This is a genomic window from Microcoleus sp. T3_D1 (genome assembly GCF_036700405.1).
In the GTDB taxonomy this organism is placed as follows: Bacteria; Cyanobacteriota; Cyanobacteriia; order Cyanobacteriales; family Microcoleaceae; genus Microcoleus.
In genome coordinates this window covers 43,770-61,806 of sequence record NZ_JAUBOV010000001.1, presented here as the reverse complement: position 1 = coordinate 61,806, position 18,037 = coordinate 43,770, and the positions used below count along the sequence as shown (strand labels likewise).

General features: G+C 45.3%; 13 protein-coding genes. 9 read left to right on the top strand and 4 right to left on the bottom strand.

All coding sequences use genetic code 11. From position 1 onward, the window contains the following. The first annotated feature begins 133 nt into the window (after positions 1 to 133). On the top strand, positions 134 to 409 hold the full coding sequence (locus QT992_RS00265) for a hypothetical protein (protein WP_333145777.1): 276 nt from the start codon (positions 134 to 136) through the stop codon (positions 407 to 409). Between the two features lie 201 nt (positions 410 to 610). On the opposite strand, the gene QT992_RS00260 is transcribed toward QT992_RS00265, so the two are convergent. Next, positions 611 to 3,706 (bottom strand): esterase-like activity of phytase family protein, encoded by a 3,096-nt coding sequence (locus QT992_RS00260; RefSeq protein WP_333336342.1) that lies wholly within the window; start codon positions 3,704 to 3,706, stop codon positions 611 to 613. Between the two features lie 838 nt (positions 3,707 to 4,544). Between QT992_RS00260 and QT992_RS00255 the strand changes: the two genes are divergently transcribed. The 6 genes from QT992_RS00255 (at position 4,545) to QT992_RS00230 (ending at position 13,300) form a co-directional block, all read left to right on the top strand. Further along, positions 4,545 to 7,742: an endonuclease/exonuclease/phosphatase family protein gene (locus tag QT992_RS00255; protein ID WP_333336339.1), complete on the top strand. Its 3,198-nt coding sequence runs from the start codon at positions 4,545 to 4,547 to the stop codon at positions 7,740 to 7,742. A 730-nt stretch (positions 7,743 to 8,472) separates the two neighbouring features. Continuing rightward, positions 8,473 to 8,835 (top strand): cupin domain-containing protein, encoded by a 363-nt coding sequence (locus tag QT992_RS00250; RefSeq protein ID WP_333336336.1) that lies wholly within the window; start codon positions 8,473 to 8,475, stop codon positions 8,833 to 8,835. A gap of 561 nt (positions 8,836 to 9,396) precedes the next feature. Further along, a complete protein-coding gene (locus QT992_RS00245) occupies positions 9,397 to 10,272 on the top strand; it encodes a ChaN family lipoprotein (protein WP_333376287.1) in 876 nt (291 codons plus the stop codon). Between the two features lie 52 nt (positions 10,273 to 10,324). Continuing rightward, positions 10,325 to 11,578: an AAA family ATPase gene (locus QT992_RS00240; protein WP_333376286.1), complete on the top strand. Its 1,254-nt coding sequence runs from the start codon at positions 10,325 to 10,327 to the stop codon at positions 11,576 to 11,578. Beyond that, complete coding sequence (locus QT992_RS00235; RefSeq protein WP_333314529.1) at positions 11,575 to 12,225, top strand: retron system putative HNH endonuclease; 651 nt, start codon at positions 11,575 to 11,577, stop codon at positions 12,223 to 12,225. The genes QT992_RS00240 and QT992_RS00235 overlap by 4 nt, the downstream gene beginning before the upstream one ends. Before the next feature lie 493 nt (positions 12,226 to 12,718). Further along, positions 12,719 to 13,300 carry an NAD(P)H-dependent oxidoreductase gene (locus tag QT992_RS00230; RefSeq protein WP_333336330.1) on the top strand — a complete coding sequence of 194 codons (582 nt, stop codon included), beginning with the start codon at positions 12,719 to 12,721 and terminating at the stop codon, positions 13,298 to 13,300. Positions 13,301 to 13,377: 77 nt separating this feature from the next. Here the strand turns inward: QT992_RS00230 and QT992_RS00225 are convergent, their stop codons facing one another. Then, the gene (locus QT992_RS00225; RefSeq protein ID WP_333336327.1) at positions 13,378 to 14,001 is read right to left on the bottom strand and encodes a hypothetical protein; all 624 of its coding nucleotides are present in this window, start codon (positions 13,999 to 14,001) and stop codon (positions 13,378 to 13,380) included. A gap of 90 nt (positions 14,002 to 14,091) precedes the next feature. Between QT992_RS00225 and QT992_RS00220 the strand changes: the two genes are divergently transcribed. Further along, positions 14,092 to 14,562 (top strand): helix-turn-helix domain-containing protein, encoded by a 471-nt coding sequence (locus tag QT992_RS00220; protein WP_333314522.1) that lies wholly within the window; start codon positions 14,092 to 14,094, stop codon positions 14,560 to 14,562. Positions 14,563 to 14,565: 3 nt separating this feature from the next. Then, positions 14,566 to 15,135: a PIN domain-containing protein gene (locus tag QT992_RS00215; protein ID WP_333314520.1), complete on the top strand. Its 570-nt coding sequence runs from the start codon at positions 14,566 to 14,568 to the stop codon at positions 15,133 to 15,135. Positions 15,136 to 15,650: 515 nt separating this feature from the next. Here QT992_RS00215 and QT992_RS00210 read toward each other — a convergent pair. Then, a complete protein-coding gene (locus QT992_RS00210; protein ID WP_333336323.1) occupies positions 15,651 to 16,481 on the bottom strand; it encodes an inositol monophosphatase family protein in 831 nt (276 codons plus the stop codon). Between the two features lie 75 nt (positions 16,482 to 16,556). Next, positions 16,557 to 17,990, bottom strand: a complete 1,434-nt coding sequence (locus QT992_RS00205) for a BCD family MFS transporter (RefSeq protein ID WP_333336320.1) — start codon at positions 17,988 to 17,990, stop codon at positions 16,557 to 16,559. Positions 17,991 to 18,037: the final 47 nt, after the last annotated feature.

Genomic DNA, 18,037 nt, shown 5'->3' with positions numbered 1-18,037 from the left:
GACTGTTCCTTATCATGCCATAATTCCCCGGTTTCTCGATCGAGCTGTAAAGGATTCTAAACTTTTTGGTCGATCGATCGGCAATTCCACTACTGTAATGTATGTGTGGCTTATACCGCTAAATTTTATTGCTATGCTTTACTTTTTGCTTAAGGCAATACAGCCTATTTTAGTCCCGCTGTGTTTTGTGTCCGCCTGGGGCATAGTTTTTTTGCTGTGTTTGAGTGTCGGGCGTACTGTCACCGACTCGATGCGCCGAGCTCAGCGGATGCACCAAATCCCTTGTGCTAACTGCGTATTTTTCACCGGCGACTACCACCTCAAGTGTCCCGTTCAGCCTACAATAGCTTTATCTGAAGATGCGATCGACTGTCCTGATTATCGAGGGCATTCGGGAATTTACGGTTAAAAAATCCGATCGCTGCTTTACATATTTCTTAACATCTCTCGCTCTTTAGACCTCTCCAGAAAAGAATTATGTGTCATTTAAAGCCCTTGGTGGAAACAATGAGAGCCCGTCTCTACATAAATTAAATTCGGCGATGTCTGATGAATTGCCCCTACAGAAACAGGATTTGCTCTTTTAAACAATACCTGAGTTCGACGGAGACTAAAAAAGCCCCATTCCCAAGGCAGAAAGCAGAGATAAAGAAACATTCTGCTCAGCAGCTATTTGACTGCCCGGTTGGCTAACTGCGCTGATTTCAGCGAGATTTATTGCTGTGGGGTTGATCGCATAATTCTGCTTATCGAACCCCATCAACTCAGAAACTGTCCCGAAGTCTGCAATGAAAGCACTGCTGTCGCGAGTTTCGACACTGATGTTATCTCTCGGCACCGCAGAGATCGCACCACCATCAGTCAGAATATCATCTAGCGACTGCGATCGCCTGGGAGTTTCATTATCCAAAGCCAGCCCAAAAGCTAATATTTGAGTAAACTGGGTAGCGCTAAAATTATTGTCGCTCACTAGCACTAAAGATTGCTGTCCGTTCGGCAACACTGGCCCGAAAGTCATGCCTTCAACATTATCCAAACCTGTCGGCAAACCCAAGGTGTCAAAATTGAGTACCAAGCGTTTCTCAACGGGTCTGACAGTATTAATGTTAATAGCATTCAGCGAATTAATATCGCTAATGTCGCTGGCTCCGTTTAGCCGGACTTCGTAGAGTTTGATGGTATTTCCCGTGCCAGGTGCGCCTGCTGAAAAAGAGCGTTCTAGTGCTAAGAAAGTGCCGCGATTGTCTAAAGCCAACAGTTCCACTAAACCGTTTGTATTAAAGCCTGTCTCTGGAACTGCTGGAACTGCCACCGGGTCAGTTACATAAAGAAACTCTTGTTCCGGCTGTCCTGTGGTTAAATTGTATTTGAGGATGCGCGATCGCGAACCGGTATTAGTTGTTGCGACTGACCCATCTTGCACTAAAGCATTCTCCGTTGCTGTAAACAAGAATTTCCCATCAGGAGTAATTGTCAGGTTTTCAAAAGCTAAATTGTTGCGAATTCCCGCTGTTGGTGCATCTGCTGGACCTATAACTGGTACAAACTTTGAGGGCACGGGTAATTGTCGCAACTGGCGACCTGTCCCTAAAGCAAACTCGTTGACAAATGGACTCTGAAGTCTACCAGCCAAGGTAGTGACTTCGCCTTCTGAGGAAACAAACACAGTGCCGTTACTCGTTAAACCGATGCCTTCCGGGTCGATGGTATTAGTAGCAAAAGGTTGATTGTTTTGGTTGAGCAGAGTTGTCACCCCAGAGAAATTAATCCCCGAACTAGACAGCGAACCAGAACTTAAATCGATGTTGAGAGTATAGAATCGGGCTGGATTTCTGTCCGAACGATCGTCAGAAATAGTGTAATAGCGGTTGTTAATTGCGTCGTAATCAATGCCAGAAAGTCCGCCAAGTTGTGTGCCTTCGACCGTGACGGAACCTGTTGGATAAGTAGCTTGTCCGATGAAGTTGATATTTCTGACACTGGTGCTGGGAGAGCGATCGCCCACAGCAACATCTGCCCAAACTAAACTGTGGTCAGAAGTAGGAGTATTTTCCGCAGTTTGGCGATCGCCCACCAATCTGTACAGCGGATCTGTCGTCAAAGGCCAAAATACCCCAGCATCATTAATCGGCAAGTCAGCCGACGGCAAAACATAATCAACTCGCAGATTTCCTGGGTTATTTCCTGCATCTCCAAAATCCGCCGTATCAAAAGCCGGATTGCCTTTTTGATTGACATTATTGCCGCCATCTGCTACTTGTTGAATACCGCCTAAACTTGCAGGAATTGCGCTAGTGACTCCTGTATTTACTCGCGAGTTATCTAGCAACTGCAAAATCGCATTGTCAAAACTATCCCCATCAACAGGATCGGCATTTTGGTCGCCCATAATTACGAAACTAGCATTGGGCGCAAGTCCGCCAACTGTGCGGCGATCGTCGTAAATATAACTACCTTTGCCGGGAGTAACGTAATCTGCCCAAAAGCGAATTTCATCATGATTTCGCTTGCCGTTTCTGTCTTCAGGGCCGTCAAATACAGGCGGGGTCGGATGACTGACTAAAGCGTGAACAATCTCGCCGTTAATATTAATTGGCACATCCCAGTGACTCTTTGACGAAAGGCGAAATGCGTTTAATTCATCAGGCGAGTAATAGTCATTTGCTGCGGGGGTAGACGGGTCATCCGGCAATAATGCCCCTGGCATATCTTTCCAAAGGAAGTTTTGGAACGTGCGAATATTGGCAGTATCAATGGGATATTTTGAGTACACAGCCATTCCGTATTGTCCGGGAAAATCCCCAAATCCGAAAGCGTCGTTGCCGTATCCGTTTACGCCAATTTGTGTAACAGCGGAACCGTTATTGTCTAAATCTAAACCCGAAGCAATGCCCGTGTTAGAAGGGGCAGTATAGCGAAAGGGATAATTAACAGGAGTTGCGCCATTTTGACTGACAGACAGATAGTTTTGCTGAAACAAATTTAGCGCTGTGCTGCTGCTGTCGTAGTCAAATTCGTTAATTAACAAAACATCTGGATTTACCCGCTGAATTGTTTCAGCGACATTCTTTGCTTGCTGGTTGTTGGGAGTAGATAAATCTGTAATTAACCGACCTGCACTACTGCGGTTCAAAGAAGCGTTGAAGCTAGAAAAGCGAACTCCCGGAACTGGGTTTTGGCCAACAGTGAAATCTCCTGCATCGAAGGAGTTGACTCCCTCCAAAATCGCGAGAAATTCGTTAGTTGCTGTATCTCGCAGAACAATGCTGTTGCTGAAATTACCCGTACCTTGAGAAATTTCGATATTAGCCGGGGAGATTCCACTTAAACTAATTAAATCTTGACCTTTAACAAAATCGGTGATCAGGTCAGCATTTTCTAGTTGGGAACCGCCTGTAGTGCGCGTTCCTATCCGCCCGATCGCGAAAATATCTTTACCGCCACCGCCAGTTAAAATGTCGCGGTCGAGGTCGCCGGAGAGAAAATCGTCTCCTTCGCCACCTTGAAGGGTATCCTGGTTTCGACCGCCGTTGAGTGCGTCATTTCCCGCACCGCCCAATAAAAAGTCATTACCTGAATTACCAAAAAGGCGATCGCTTCCTTCCTGACCGGAGATGGCGTCATCGCCCCCCAACCCAGAAATCAAGTCCGCTGCGATCGTCCCAGTTAATGTGTCATTCCCTGATGTGCCGTTAATTCCTGCCACGTTAAGTTACTCCTCTACACCGCTGAAGTCAAATATTTTCGGCTTTTGGAGTATAGTCTCACGCTAAGATTAAAGACTGACTATTTATTGGTTAAAAACTAGCGCACTTTCCTTCATTGAGTCGATCGCTCCCGACAGCTTGGTATAATATCCATCCGCAGTGGGTTGTCATTATCTGCTCACTAACTCCATCAGTTCGCTATCTTCTTACAATTTCATTTTTAGGCGTTGCTGATTTACGGTATGACCTACTCAATCTACAAAAAATGAAACAAGCTAGTCAGTCAATATAGCTGAATTTTCAAGTTATCCATTTTCATATCCTGATTAAGCAACGCCCATTTGGGAAACTTTATTCTATGCAGCTTCATATTAAATTTGCTCTCAAAGGTGAAGACCCAGTAAAAACTTCTAAGCTTAAATTTAAATTAACCTTTCCTTTACAGAAATTGTTTACAGTATCCAAGGGTTCACTGTTTTTGTCTACTTAGAAACAGTCTAGCTGGCTTCACGACTCAAATCTGTAGCGAGGGTAACAAGGTGTTTCTAAATCAGACGCTAAGGGTACTCTGCTAATGGCTATCACCTTAGCTAAAAGTCTTTATCTAAGCTAGTCCTTCGTGCTGCATTGCCTTTGGGCTGAGTTTTTATCAGGCTAAATTCGTTGTACTCGCACATTCTTAGTGCAAACCAGTTCCCAAATTTTAAACCTCAAAGCTTTTGAGGATAAGCGATCGCCGTCAAGGCATCCTTAAAGTAAAAATAGCGTTCTCCCGTGCGATCGCAACCAACCAACTCAACAATTTTCCCCAGTAATCAAAACAGGTTCTACCCAATAATGGCACCCAAATATCACGATCTTCTTACCGGTTCATTGACACAAGATTGGACAAACACAAGTCTGATTTCAACGAATGATGACTGGTCCGGAATTCCCAGTATCGATGGCTTTCGCGGGGATGAACTAACAGCCGCAACGGGAACAAATCCACAAACCATTGTTGCCGATGGTACATCAGTTCTAGATGTCAACGCGAATCAGACCAATCCCAACACCTTCACCACCGGTGGTGTTGCTGAATTTGAGATTGCAAACCCCGTTGTTGCCCTTACTGGTTCCGGTACAGCAGATGCCCCCTTTTTGCTGATGTACCTCAACACTGTCGGCGTTACGAACATCAACGTCTCCTTCAATCTCCGCGATGTAGATGGCTCTATCGATAACGCTGTTCAACCAGTCGCTTTGCAATACCGCGTCGGGACATCCGGCAATTTTATTGACATTCCTGCTGGCTACGTTGCAGATGCCAGCACTGGTCCAAGTTTAGCAACCCAAGTCACACCAGTTAATGTCACCTTACCAGCAGCAGCACAGAATCAATCTCAAGTTCAACTCCGGGTGATCACAACCAACGCTGTTGGGAATGATGAGTGGATTGGGGTTGATGACATCAGCATCACAGGCACTCCCGGTGGTGGCGAACCCACAACAACGGTCACACTCCAAGCAACAGACGCAAACGCAGCAGAGGCAGGGCAAGAGCCAGGGACGTTTAGAATTACGCGCACAGGTGACACGAGTGCGGCTCTGAATGTGAACTACACCGTCGCCACAGGTGGGGGTCAGGCGACTAATGGCACGGACTATACCCCCAACTTGACGGGAACTGCCACCATTGGCGCGGGGCAATCCTTTGTCGATTTGGCGATCGCACCAGTAGACGATAGTGCAGTCGAAGGCAATGAAACCGTCACGCTCAACCTAGTGGATACCAGCGACTATGACCTCGGTGGTTCGAGCGCGGCGACAGTGACCATTGCAGATAACGATGTGCCACTGACCCGCATCCGTGACATTCAAGGAACCGATCACATCTCCCCCCTTCTTACCTCTGCAACCGATCAAGCCGCCGTCTTCAATGTTGGCGGAATTGTTACTGCCAAAGCTTTTAACGGATTCTACCTCCAAGACCCCACACCCGATGCCAACGCAGCAACATCTGAGGGGATTTTTGTCTTCACAGGCTCCGCAGGCTCAGCCATTCTCAACAGTGTCAGCATCGGTGGTGCTGTTCTCGTCACGGGTACTGCGAGCGAGTTTCGTCCTGCCGGGAATGCGAATAACCTCACGACTACCCAGATTAGTAACACCTCGACTCAGGCTCTAAGCGTTACGCCCTGGACAACGGCACCCACAACTACGATTACCCCCACAATTGTCAATCCTCCGACAACAGCCATTAACAATGACTTCTCCGCTGGAAGTCCTGGCAACGTGGAAACAGGCGGTGATTTTGAGCCTGCGACTGAAGGCATTGATTACTATGAAAGCTTGGAAGGAATGCTGGTACAGGTCAACAATCCTGTAGCAGTTAGTCCGACAAACAATTTTGGGGAGATTTGGGTACTTGATGACAATGGCGCAGATGCCACAGGGCGGACGGCTCGTGGGGGTAGCCTCATCAGCCCTAATGACTTTAACCCAGAACGCATTCAGATTGAGGATGATCTAATTCGTCCTGGCTCTTCATCACCCTTGGTAGATGTCGGAGCGCAACTTAACACAGTGACAGGGGTGATCGGCTACAACTTCAACAACTACGAAGTGCTGGCAACTTCCCCCATCACTGTTAATACTCCTAGTCCGTTAGAGAAGGAAGTCACCACCCTAAACCCAGTTGATGACAAGCTGACAGTCGCTACCTTTAATGTGGAGAACTTAGACCCCGGTGATGGGGCTACCCAGTTTAATGCCTTGGCTCAACGCATCGTTACTAACCTTCAATCGCCGGACATCATTACCCTAGAGGAGATTCAAGACAATAACGGCCCGACTAACGATAGCGTTGTTGATGCTGCCACCACTTACAACACTTTAATCGCCGCGATTCAGGCGGCAGGCGGCCCGACTTATGAGTTCCGTCAGATTAATCCAACTGATGACCGGGATGGCGGTGAACCGGGGGGAAATATCCGCGTCGGTTTTCTATTTAAGCCAGAACGGGTCACGTATGTAGATCGTCCGGGTGGGACAGCCACAACGCAAACGACTGTAAATAATGTTGGTGGCGACCCGCAGCTTTCCTTTAGTCCGGGTCGGATCGTTGACACTGACCTCTCAGATGGTGACGCGTTTGCAAATAGCCGTAAGCCGTTGGTTGGGGAGTTTATATTTAACGGTCACAAGCTGTTTGTGATTGGAAATCACTTCAATTCCAAGGGTGGCGATCTGCCCCTCTTTGGGCCGACCCAGCCCCCAGCCCTCACGAGTGAAGTCCAACGCCGCCAGCAAGCGCAGATTGTTAACAACTTTGTAGATAGCATCCTCGCCGCAGACTCTACGGCAAATGTGATTGTTTTGGGTGACTTGAATGACTTTCCGTTCTCTGAACCCTTGAACATCCTCAAAGGGACACCGGGTGGTGTCGGTACACCGATCCTGAACAACCTGATCGAGACTCTACCCGCCAACGAGCAGTACACCTACAACTTCCAAGGCAACGCGCAGGTTTTGGATCACATCTTGGCGAGCAATACGCTGTTTAATAATTTAGATGAGTTTGATGTTGTTCATATCAACTCTGAGTTTGCGGATCAGGATAGTGACCACGACCCCAGTGTGGCTCGTTTCACCCTTCCTCAGTATGTCGGGACACCAAAAAATGATACCTTTATCGGCACCGAGTTGAATGAAGTCATTACTGGTGGTGAAGGTGCGGATAAGCTTACGGGTGGCGGTGGTAGCGATCGCTTTGTCTACACCAACATTGAAGATTCGGGAGATCGGATTGAGGACTTTATCACTGGCACTGATAAAATCGTTCTCACCCAGTTACTCGATAGCTTGGTTCCTGGCGGCTACAACGGCACAAACGCGATCGCGGATGGTTATGTGCAGTTGGTTCAAACAGGTAAAAAAGTTGTCCTCCAGCTCAATCAAGCTGGCTTTAGTGATGACAACAAATTCAAAAATTACATTACTCTCGAAAACGTTCTGGCTGCCGATATGAGCGCTCTGAACAACTTTGTGTTTTAGGGGTGTTTGGTTGAGCAATCTTAGAAAAGTAAGCGGAAGTGCTTTGTATTAGCATTTCTACAGTAGGAAATCATCCAAACGATTGCTCTACCAGCTCCAAGGCATAATACTCCTCTGATGAACTCCCTTTCTAGACATCTATAACGTTTAGGAAGGGAGTTTTCAGTAGCTCAAATCCACTGGGTCACGTCTACAGCAGCTCTAAGTGCTACTGCTCCTACTACAGCTAAGGGGACTTAAACAATGAAATAAGAATAGAGAGCTTATAATTTATAGAGGATAGTGCTTTTTACGTCAAGGTACACTCCTGAAAAAAACCACGTCCGAGGCCAACCCCCATGCTTTGAGAATAGCCCTATCTTATAAATTTGTCCGTTTCGTGCAAAATAATGGTCACGTATTTGCCACACACATACCAAGTTTGGGCTTGAAATTTGTTTAAGTCCCGGGCCGTTTAGGGATCTTAAAATTTATAACTCCCAATAGGTGCGATCGTTCTGCTTCGTTAAAGTGCAATTAAATAAAAAAAATGAATGAAAAGGGTTGATTAAATAGGCTTGTTTCTATTAATTAATCTTCTCTCGCCTGATAGCCTGTTCCGTTTGTGGCTGTTAGACACCTGCGGTTAAACAGCCACAAACGTTTCAATCCAACGATTGGGGGATTTTTTCAGATGTCTTTTCAATTAAACTGATGTTGTGGTAAAGAGATTTTCAGGAGATGGGAAAGAATGCTAATTCAAAAGCTAAATGCCTGCGACGAGTTTATTGCTGGCGACGGTACTCAACTGCGAGAATTGCTGCATCCCGACAAACAAGCTGTGGATTTGCGTTATAGTTTAGCCCATGCCGTTTTGCCACCGGGACAAACTTCTGCGCTGCACTCCCTGACAACTTCTGAAGTTTACTACATCCTCAGCGGCGTTGGAGAAATGCACATCGACGACGAAAATCAATTCGTGGAAGCTGGAGATGCAGTTTACATTCCGCCAAACGCCAAGCAGTTTATTTACAACTGTGGCACGGAGCCCCTAATATTTATTTGTATTGTCGATCCCGCGTGGCGGAAGGAAGACGAAACAATTTTCGACTAATTTTCTAGTGTTTCTCCTTGTATGCTTGTTACCAGGCTCTGCCCGGTAACGCATATCTAGAGGCTCTGCCTCTACTGAAAAAAACATCACAAACCGAAAATTTCTTTTAATAACAACTTTAACAACAACAGCACCCAGCCATATGTACCGAGTGATTTCCTCTTTTTTCAACTTCGATGTGGAGTTGCAATAATCCTCGGATTCAGTTGCATTGCTCCCCTCTAATTAGTTGAGGAAGTGTCAGCTTTGTTGGTGGGTGCTGCTATTGGTTTTTAATGAGACAGATGTGAGATTATACAGCGTTTTTACTCCTTAGATTCTATTGTGAACTTCGCTGTGGTATCTAGATGTGGTATCTGTCGGAGAAGCTTTTTGTTCGCTTCATATTATTAATTTAGCACCTTCTTTTAGAAGCGCAAGTACCTGCAACTAAACTTTACATTTTTAGAAGTAACTGCAGATAATTATGAAGTTAAATTAAGCATTGAGCTTTCTAGCTGCTCAGCTAAAATAGTAGAGTCCGGCTGTGCTTGCTGCTGCGAGAAACGGCATAATATCTGTATGAAAACAACCAAACTCATCAAACTGTGTGCCTTGTCGCTGAGTATCTTTCTGCTGTGCAGCAGTGCAGTGACAGCCCAAACGACGGCGAACCCTCAACCTGGGCAGATTTACACTAACCAAGAGATTCTGCAACAGTTGGTAAAGGCAAAAGTCGTGTATCTGGGAGAAACCCACGATAGCGCGGAAGACCACCAAGCTCAACTGGCGATTATCCGAGAAATGCAGCGGCAAAATCGGAAAATTGCGATCGCGATGGAAATGTTTCAGCGTCCCTTTCAAAGCGCGATCGACAACTACTTAGCAGGTAAACTGACTGAAGAGCAATTAGTCGAGCAAACAGAGTACGATCGCAGATGGCGTTTTCCCTGGGAATCTTACGCCCCCATTTTGCGGTTTGCCAAAGAAAATCAACTACCCGTCCTCGCCTTAAATACACCATCCGAAGTAACGAGAAAAGTTGCCCGTCAAGGTTTAGAAAGCCTCACTGCGGAGGAAAAAAAGCACATTCCGCCAATATCCGAAATTCGCACCGACAACGCCGAATACCGGCAACTGCTGCTAGAAGTTTACCAGCAACACCAAAAGGCAGCACAGGGAAATAGTACGGCTTTTGAAAGATTCTTCCAAGCCCAAGTTTTGTGGGACGAAACTATGGCGGAAAAAATCGCTGAATTTGTCAAAGCCAACCCCGACTATCAAGTTGTGGTGTTGGCGGGAAAAGGGCACATTATTTACGGTTACGGCATTCCCAGTCGCGTCGAGAGGCGTTTGGGAGTCGGGAAGGTAAAAATGCGATCGGTTTTATTCAATTCCACTGAAAATCTTCCTTTGTCGGCAGATAGACCCATTGCTGACTTTGTTTGGAAGCATTGATTTGATATGATCTCAAAAATATAACCCACTAAGCCAGAGCGAGAACCAAATCGTGAAAGTCAAGCGTCTAAAAATGAACTCATTCCGAGGCATCAGCGATTTGACCCTGGAGTTTGATACAGATGAGCCGACTGTGTTCATCGGTATCAACGGTGTGGGAAAATCCAGCATACTTGAGTGTTTGGCTATTCTTCTCTCCTGGCTGACAAAGCGAATTCAAACTCCCAATAGTAATGGACGTTCTTTCAACGAAGATGATATCAAAAAAGGATGCAAAGAAACTCACAACGAAATTACAATTTCAATCAATGACTGGTCGGAAGTGGTATGGTCTTTAACCAAGGTCAGTAAAGGGCGAAGCAAGGATACTAGCAGCAACCTTGGGGAATTAAAAAGAGTTGTCGATCGCATACACAGTCAGTTAGAGGCTAATTCTTACGCAGCATTGCCTCTGGCTGTTTACTACCCAACTAACCGTGCCGTACTTGATATTCCTTTGAAGATTAGGACGAAACATTCGTTTGAGCAGATAACTGTTTATGACGAGGTTCTCACGGGAGGGCAAATCGATTTTAGGCGCTTTTTTGAATGGTTTAGAGATCGGGAAGATTTAGAAAACGAAGTACGACTAAATGATTCCGATCAGTATCGCGATCGCGAACTAGAAGCAGTCAGATATGCGATCGCTAACTTACTAGACGGCTTTTCAAATTTACGAGTTAGGCGATCGCCTTTGCGAATGACTGCAGACAAACAAGGCGATGAACTGATCGTCAATCAACTATCCGATGGTGAAAAATGCTTGTTAGCACTAGCAGGAGATTTAGCAAGGCGTTTGGCGATCGCAAATCCGAATCCAGATTGCAATCCGCTTAAGGGTTCCGGCGTTGTTTTGATTGACGAGATTGAGCTCCACTTGCACCCAAAATGGCAACGGGCGATTATTCCGAACCTGAAAAAAACATTCCCAAAGTGCCAGTTTATAATTACGACTCATTCGCCACAGGTAATCAGCGATCTCAAATGGGTTCATCTTTTGAGGTCAACATCTGAAGGAATTGCGATCGATCGAGTACCATCCTTTGGGAAAGATAGCAATCGGATTCTAGAAACGCTTATGGGAACTCCCGAACGTCGGCAGGAAATTAAGGAAGATTTACGCGAATTGTTTCGCTTGATAGACAAGGGCGAACTCGGAAAGGCACGGCAATTTCGCCAAAATTTAGCAGACAAAATGGGAGAAGAAGATCCTGAATTTGTGAGAGCAGATTGGCTAATTCAACGCAAGGAAATTCTCAATAAATGAAATATATTCAAAAGCGGCAAGAACCTCAAATTTTTTCCGAATGGAAGGCTAAACAGAGGGCTCTAGGTGTCAACTATAATAATTACAAGGATTTTCGCAATCCTGAGAAAGACCCAGTACACAGTTCTTTGCTAAGTGAACAAGGCTACATTTGCTGCTACTGTTGTCAGAGAGTTGATAAAACCAATAGCCATATTGAACATCTAGCCCCTCAGAGCAAGACTGATGCAGAATTATCTGTTGAGTACACAAATATGCTAGCTTCTTGTGGCCGAGATACAAATCAGCCAGGGTATCGTTGGCCAGATCATTGTGGCAATAAGAGGGGGAATCTTGCGATCGGAGTTTCGCCACTACAAGCCAACTGTGAAGAATTTTTTAATTACTCTAGCACTGGTGAGATACTGCCTGCAAATAATTTAGATGATCCAAAAGATGCTCAAACAACCATTGAAGTTTTGGGACTCAATCATTATGACTTAATGCAGGGACGAATTGAAGCACTTAAAGTATTGCAAGGAATCATGACACAGGAAGAGGCAAAATTATGGGCTCAAGATTGTCAACAAATGAATGCACAAGGGCAATACCAGCCTTTTTGTAATGCAGTTTTGTATTTTCTCAAAGATTATTTTGGTGTTTCTTAAGTTGAATGTTACCCAAAGATGGCGCGATCGATCGGACTTAATATAAACTTTACCCCACCGCATCACCCGATCGCACAAAATTAAATCGCTCGATCGCAGATTGCAGAAACTCGATGCACCAAGGCACACTTTACATATCGGTCATCGGTCGGTTATATTTACTACAAACCGCGCGCCTGGTGTGGGAGACTCCTCAGTCAATCGATTTTAGATTTTAGATTTTAGATTTTAGATTGAAGCATTGGCCCCACGGATAAATACGTTCGGCAAGTTTCATCGGATACAGGTTTTTTATTTCACCGGTCCTGAGTCTGCGAAGGAATGAATCACGTGGCGGGTATCCTGGATGCTTTCAGTCACGTCGGCCCGGTTTTTTATTGGTGACTATTTATTTAACTAATATATGTTAAGGCAAGAGACAGCGATCGCCTTACTTTGCTAAAATCTAGCTTGGAAATGTCAAGATTATCTTGTCAAAATATCAGGAACTACCGTGAACAATACACCAAAAATTCTCGCATTTGCCGGAAGTACCCGCGAAGCATCCTACAACAAACTGCTGGTAAAAGTTGCGGCGGCTGGGGCTACGGCGGCGGGTGCAGAAGTTACTTATGTAGATTTGCGCGATTTGCCGATGCCGCTATTTGACGAAGATTTGGAAGCAAAAGAGGGAATGCCAGAAAATGCCCGTAAATTGAAGGAATTGATGGTAGCGCATGACGGGTTTTTGATAGCTTCCCCTGAGTATAACAGTTCAATTACGCCTGTGTTGAAAAATGCGATCGACTGGGTATCGCGCCCAGCACCGGGTGAACCGGGATTGGTGGCATTTACTGGCAAAGTAGCGGTAATTATGAGTGCTTCCCCAGGCGGAATGGGCGGTTTGCGGGGATTAGTGCATTTGCGATCGATCCTGGGGAATATTAACGTATTGGTACTCCCGGATCAGAAAGCAATTCCCCAAGCTTTTGAAGCATTTAATGCTGACGGTACGATGAAAGATGCCACACTGCAGGACTCTGTTGAAAATCTCGGTGCTAAGTTGTCTAATGTGCTGTCGAAATTAATCGCATGAGGCAATAAATTCATTTTGCAGTAGGGACACAGCAATGTTGTGTCCCTATCCCAGCATCTGTTATTTTGTTGGCTGCATCAAGTGCGATCCATAGAATAAAAGCCTTGAAACGGCATTGTTAAAATGCCCAATATTCGACTAATTTCATTAATAAAAAAGTCTCGCTTGTTAATGAAAATTGTGCTCTTACTCAATTTAAGAAACTTCCAATCAGTACCCGTAGTAACAGCCCCATAAATGTTTTCAATTTGTTCTCCGCTGCGCTGATTAAATAATTGGGCGGCTACCATTTCTGCAATACACTGGCCTAAACCGGATTTAATACTTTCATTCTTAGCCTCTGTGAGAGTAATTACCGGGGCGCGAATTTCATAGGAATCCTTCGATGCAGTGAGAATATAATCGCAATACCCGTTTAAGCCCGCTTCTACATCTACATTGAATTCTGAACCAGAGAAAAAACCAACTTGAAAATTAAATTGCCGCCTGACTTCCAATAATATTGGAGCAATAATTAATTCAGCACGAGCCTTTTCTGTATTAATTGCAGTAGCTAAAGACAGGTTTTCAGTTAAAGTCGTTTGCAAATAGGAACTTGGCTGTACCTCTGGGATATCACTAAACAAATCTAAAGGTTCTTCTACGGTTAAATTAAAAGATTCTCTAACTTTCGCTAAAGTTGTAAAGTCCCTGTATGCCACAGGTTAACCTCCTTGCTCGATTTGGGCGATCGCATTCTCAAATTGCTACAATTATAATTGATTGCCTGTTATTCTCACCCCCAAATTAACATGACATTCACCGGAGATCCCGACTCAGCACCTGTTTTACCGACAGCAGCAGAAGCAGCGGTTGCCAAAACCAGCAGCCGCGCTTTAGAATCGCACTTGCAAAATCATCCGTCTGGCGAATCCCTCAAATTGATATTAAACGAAAAAGAGGGAAAGACAATTGACATACCTGCCGCAGCATTGCCACTGCTATTAGCGATTTTGCAACAGACAAGCAGCGGCAATACTGTCAAGCTAACTCCAATTACTAAAGAACTTCATATTTATCAAGCAGCAGACATTCTGGGAGTTTCAGATAAATATATGCGGGAGTTGCTGGAGGCGGGCAAAATCCCTTACAAGACAGTCAGGAACAGTCGCCGGATACGTTACGAAGATTTAATGGAATATAAGAAACAAAGTTACGAAGAAAGCTGTAAAATTATGGATATGCTTGTAGATGAATCAGAAGCACTCGGTTTGTACCCTTAAAACATGGCAATTTTAACTGTTATTTACGATGCTAATGTTTTGTATTCGGCATCTCTTCGTGACTTATTTGTAGAGTTGGCAACTACCGACATAGTTGAGGCACGTTGGACTGAAGAAATTCACGACGAGTGGATGAGAAATGTACTGATAAACCGTCCCGATATAAGATTTGAACAGCTTGCCCGAACCAAAAGATTAATGAATGCAAGTGTTGAAAATTGCTTGGTGCAAGGCTATGAGACAATTATACAAGAGTTAGAACTTCCAGATCCGGGCGATCGTCATGTCCTCGCTGCTGCAATTCACTCTCGTTCTAAGTTTATTATTACTTTCAATCTCAGAGATTTTCCTGAAGAAGCCCTTGCAGCTTACGACATTTTAGCGCAGCATCCAGATGATTTTATTTTAGACTTGCTTGACCTCAACTGGCAAACAGTATGCAAAGCAGCCGAGAAACAAAGAATCAGGCTCAAGAATCCGCCAAAAACGCCTGACGAGTATTTACAAACGCTGGTAGAATTGGGACTGCCGCTGTCAGCAAATCGGATGCGAGAATTGTGCGATCGAGATTAGTTCGATCGCAAACCGCAGAGTTTTCCGAGTTTCTTCCCAGGTTTATTCTTGTATCTTCCCACAGGCTAACTCTTCGACCTAGCCAATATACCGCTCATCTACTTTTTCCAAGACCGCAGTAAATCTATTTACCCTTGTGCCTCTACTTGAAAACGGGTATAATTTTATTTCCGAGAGATAATAGGTCGTGAAAACATTACCACAAATTGTACCGAAACCGCATCACCCGATCGACGTAGAATAAAACCACCCGATCGCAGATTGCCAGAAATAGACGAGAGTAGGCATACTTGAACCATCGGTCATCGGTCGGTATATTTCTTCTAAACAGCACGGCAGACGTGGGAGACTCCTCCGTCACGCCTGCCCTGCAGTTTTATTTGATAATTGTGTGATTTGTGCGATCGCCAATGATACCAGTTCCCAAAAAGAATGAAACTGTAGATTATATTCAAACCCTTTGGGAATTAGTAATTCCTTAATCGAAAATCGAAAATCGAAAATCGAAAATAGTATCACCCCATTTTTTTCTTCTTCCAAGCCTCCACAAACGGCACAAACACCGACACCAACTCCTGCCGGTTCACCACCAAAGTCGGATAAGAAACTCTCCCGTAATTCTTCCCCACTTCCAGCGGAAAAATAGCCGGGGATTCCAGCGGCAACCAAACCGCACCAGCAGCCTTCACAATTACCCAACTCCCCGCAATATCCCAAATTTTCGGAGTCGCTTCCACCCCTCCCAACACCGCACCCGAAGCCACAGTCAAAAAATTGTAACTAGCCATACCCAACATCCGAACTTTACTCGGAAGATGAGGCCCCATTCCCACACTCCGCGAACACAAATTAAAAAAATGATTCCCGCTCATTTTATCAGCACTCGGCCGAATTTGCTGCCCGTTTAAAAACGCACCTTGAGGCATATTGTCAAACACGCCGCCCGCCAAATCAGGTGCATAAAAACCGTGAAAAGACTGATTAATTGGCGGCAAATGCACGCAGCCAAAAACCGGAGTTCCGCGATACAACAAACCCAAAGAAATACCCCAAATCGGAATTCCCCTAGCAAAATTAGTTGTAGCATCCAAAGGATCGACAACCCAACACCATTGAGTATCTGGGAAAACCTGTTCGCCTTCCTCGCTTAAAATGCCGTGAGTGGGAAAAGCAGATGCGATCGCACTTCTAATTTCCGCATCAGCCCAATTATCCGATTTCGTCACCAAACTCCCGTCATCCTTCTCATCCGCTTGCACGGAACCGAAATCTTGCAACAACTGCTGTCCGACTGTCTTGACAGTAGTCTGAGAAAAACTTAAAATAGAATCCCAAAAATCTTTCATTTGCAGTTTTTTTGTATTAAGGACTGAAGCCCTTGATTAACAAGAGAATGAGGACTAAAGTTCTCACTACAAACCTTAGTCTAATTCATTTTCAAGAATAGTGGCGATCGCACTTTTAGCATTATCCTGAAACTCCCGAACATCCACCCTACCCAACAGCCAAACAGCCAGAATCATACCCACCGCCGGCACAGCAAAAACCAACCCGTAAGCCAACATCGGCACCCCAAACAAACTTCTGCCCAAATCCAAAATAGCACCGCCGCTAATCGTCGCCACACCACGCGCCATCGCCTGCGACAAACCCCAAGCGCCAATAAAAGTCCCAGCAGTTTCCGCAGCCGTCAAATCCAACATCAAACTCAGCGCACCCGTCGTAGTAATACCCGAAGCAAAACCAAAAAACATTAAAGCCGACTTAAACACAATTGGATTTCCTGTGAATCCAGATAAAATAATTAAACCAAAACAAGCAGCCACCGACAAACAGCCCAACCTAATCGTATTTTCCTTGCCAATGCGCGGCACAATTAAAAAACCAGTAGCGCTCAAACCGATCAGAGTACCAGTACCGTAAATAGCATTCAACTGCGTAGTTTCCGAAATCGGCATCTTAAAAATTTCCCCGCCGTAAGGTTCCAAAACCGCATCCTGCATAAACAAGCAAATTGTCATAATCAGCAGGAAAGTAAAAAACAAACCGGTTTGGCGGCTAGCAGTCAAAATCCGCAGCGCACTTCCCAGAGTAATTTTATCTTCTCGATTCACTGCGATCGATCGCACCCCGTACCGCGAATACTTTTTCTCAACGCCAAAAGTTGCAATCCCCACCAACAGCAAAACCAGCGCCGGCACCTTCACAAACAAACCGTTAATCGAAGCCTGCAACACTTCCCGTGGCACATCCCCATCAATTTGCTTCAGCAAACCGCTGCTAACAATCGCCCCGATAATAATACCAACCATCAACATCGACCACACCACACCCACCAACTTCGATCGATCCTCCTCATCCGAAACATCCACCAACAAAGCAGCAAAAGGAGTCGAACTCGAACAAATAGCAATACCGTAAAGCGCAAAAATCAAACCCAACAAACCCACCCAACCGTAAGTAGGAGTCGTCCACCCCACAGCCTCCAAACTGCCGCCCAAGCGCCACATCACCTGTACCGCCAAAAAAGCAGAAATCACAAACAAAACGCTTCCTACCCACACATAACCCGTGCGGTGATGGCCAAACAAAGGCTTAGCATCAGACATCTGCCCAAACCACACCCTAGCCGGGGCGACAAACTGGTGCATCGCCAGCGTACCCGCCACCACAGTAGCCGGAATCGCCAACTCTTTAATCATGACGCGATTGAGTACCCCCAGGGTCAAAATCGACATCATGCCCAATCCCATCTGAAACAAACCCAACCGGAACATAGTCACGAGGGTAACTCTCTTGATAGCAGGAGTCGCGGAATCTGTTAATCTTGAATCTGGTAAACGGTCGATCGACATAACTATTGAAATAAACAGAGCATTTGAATTTATAGTAACTGAGATAT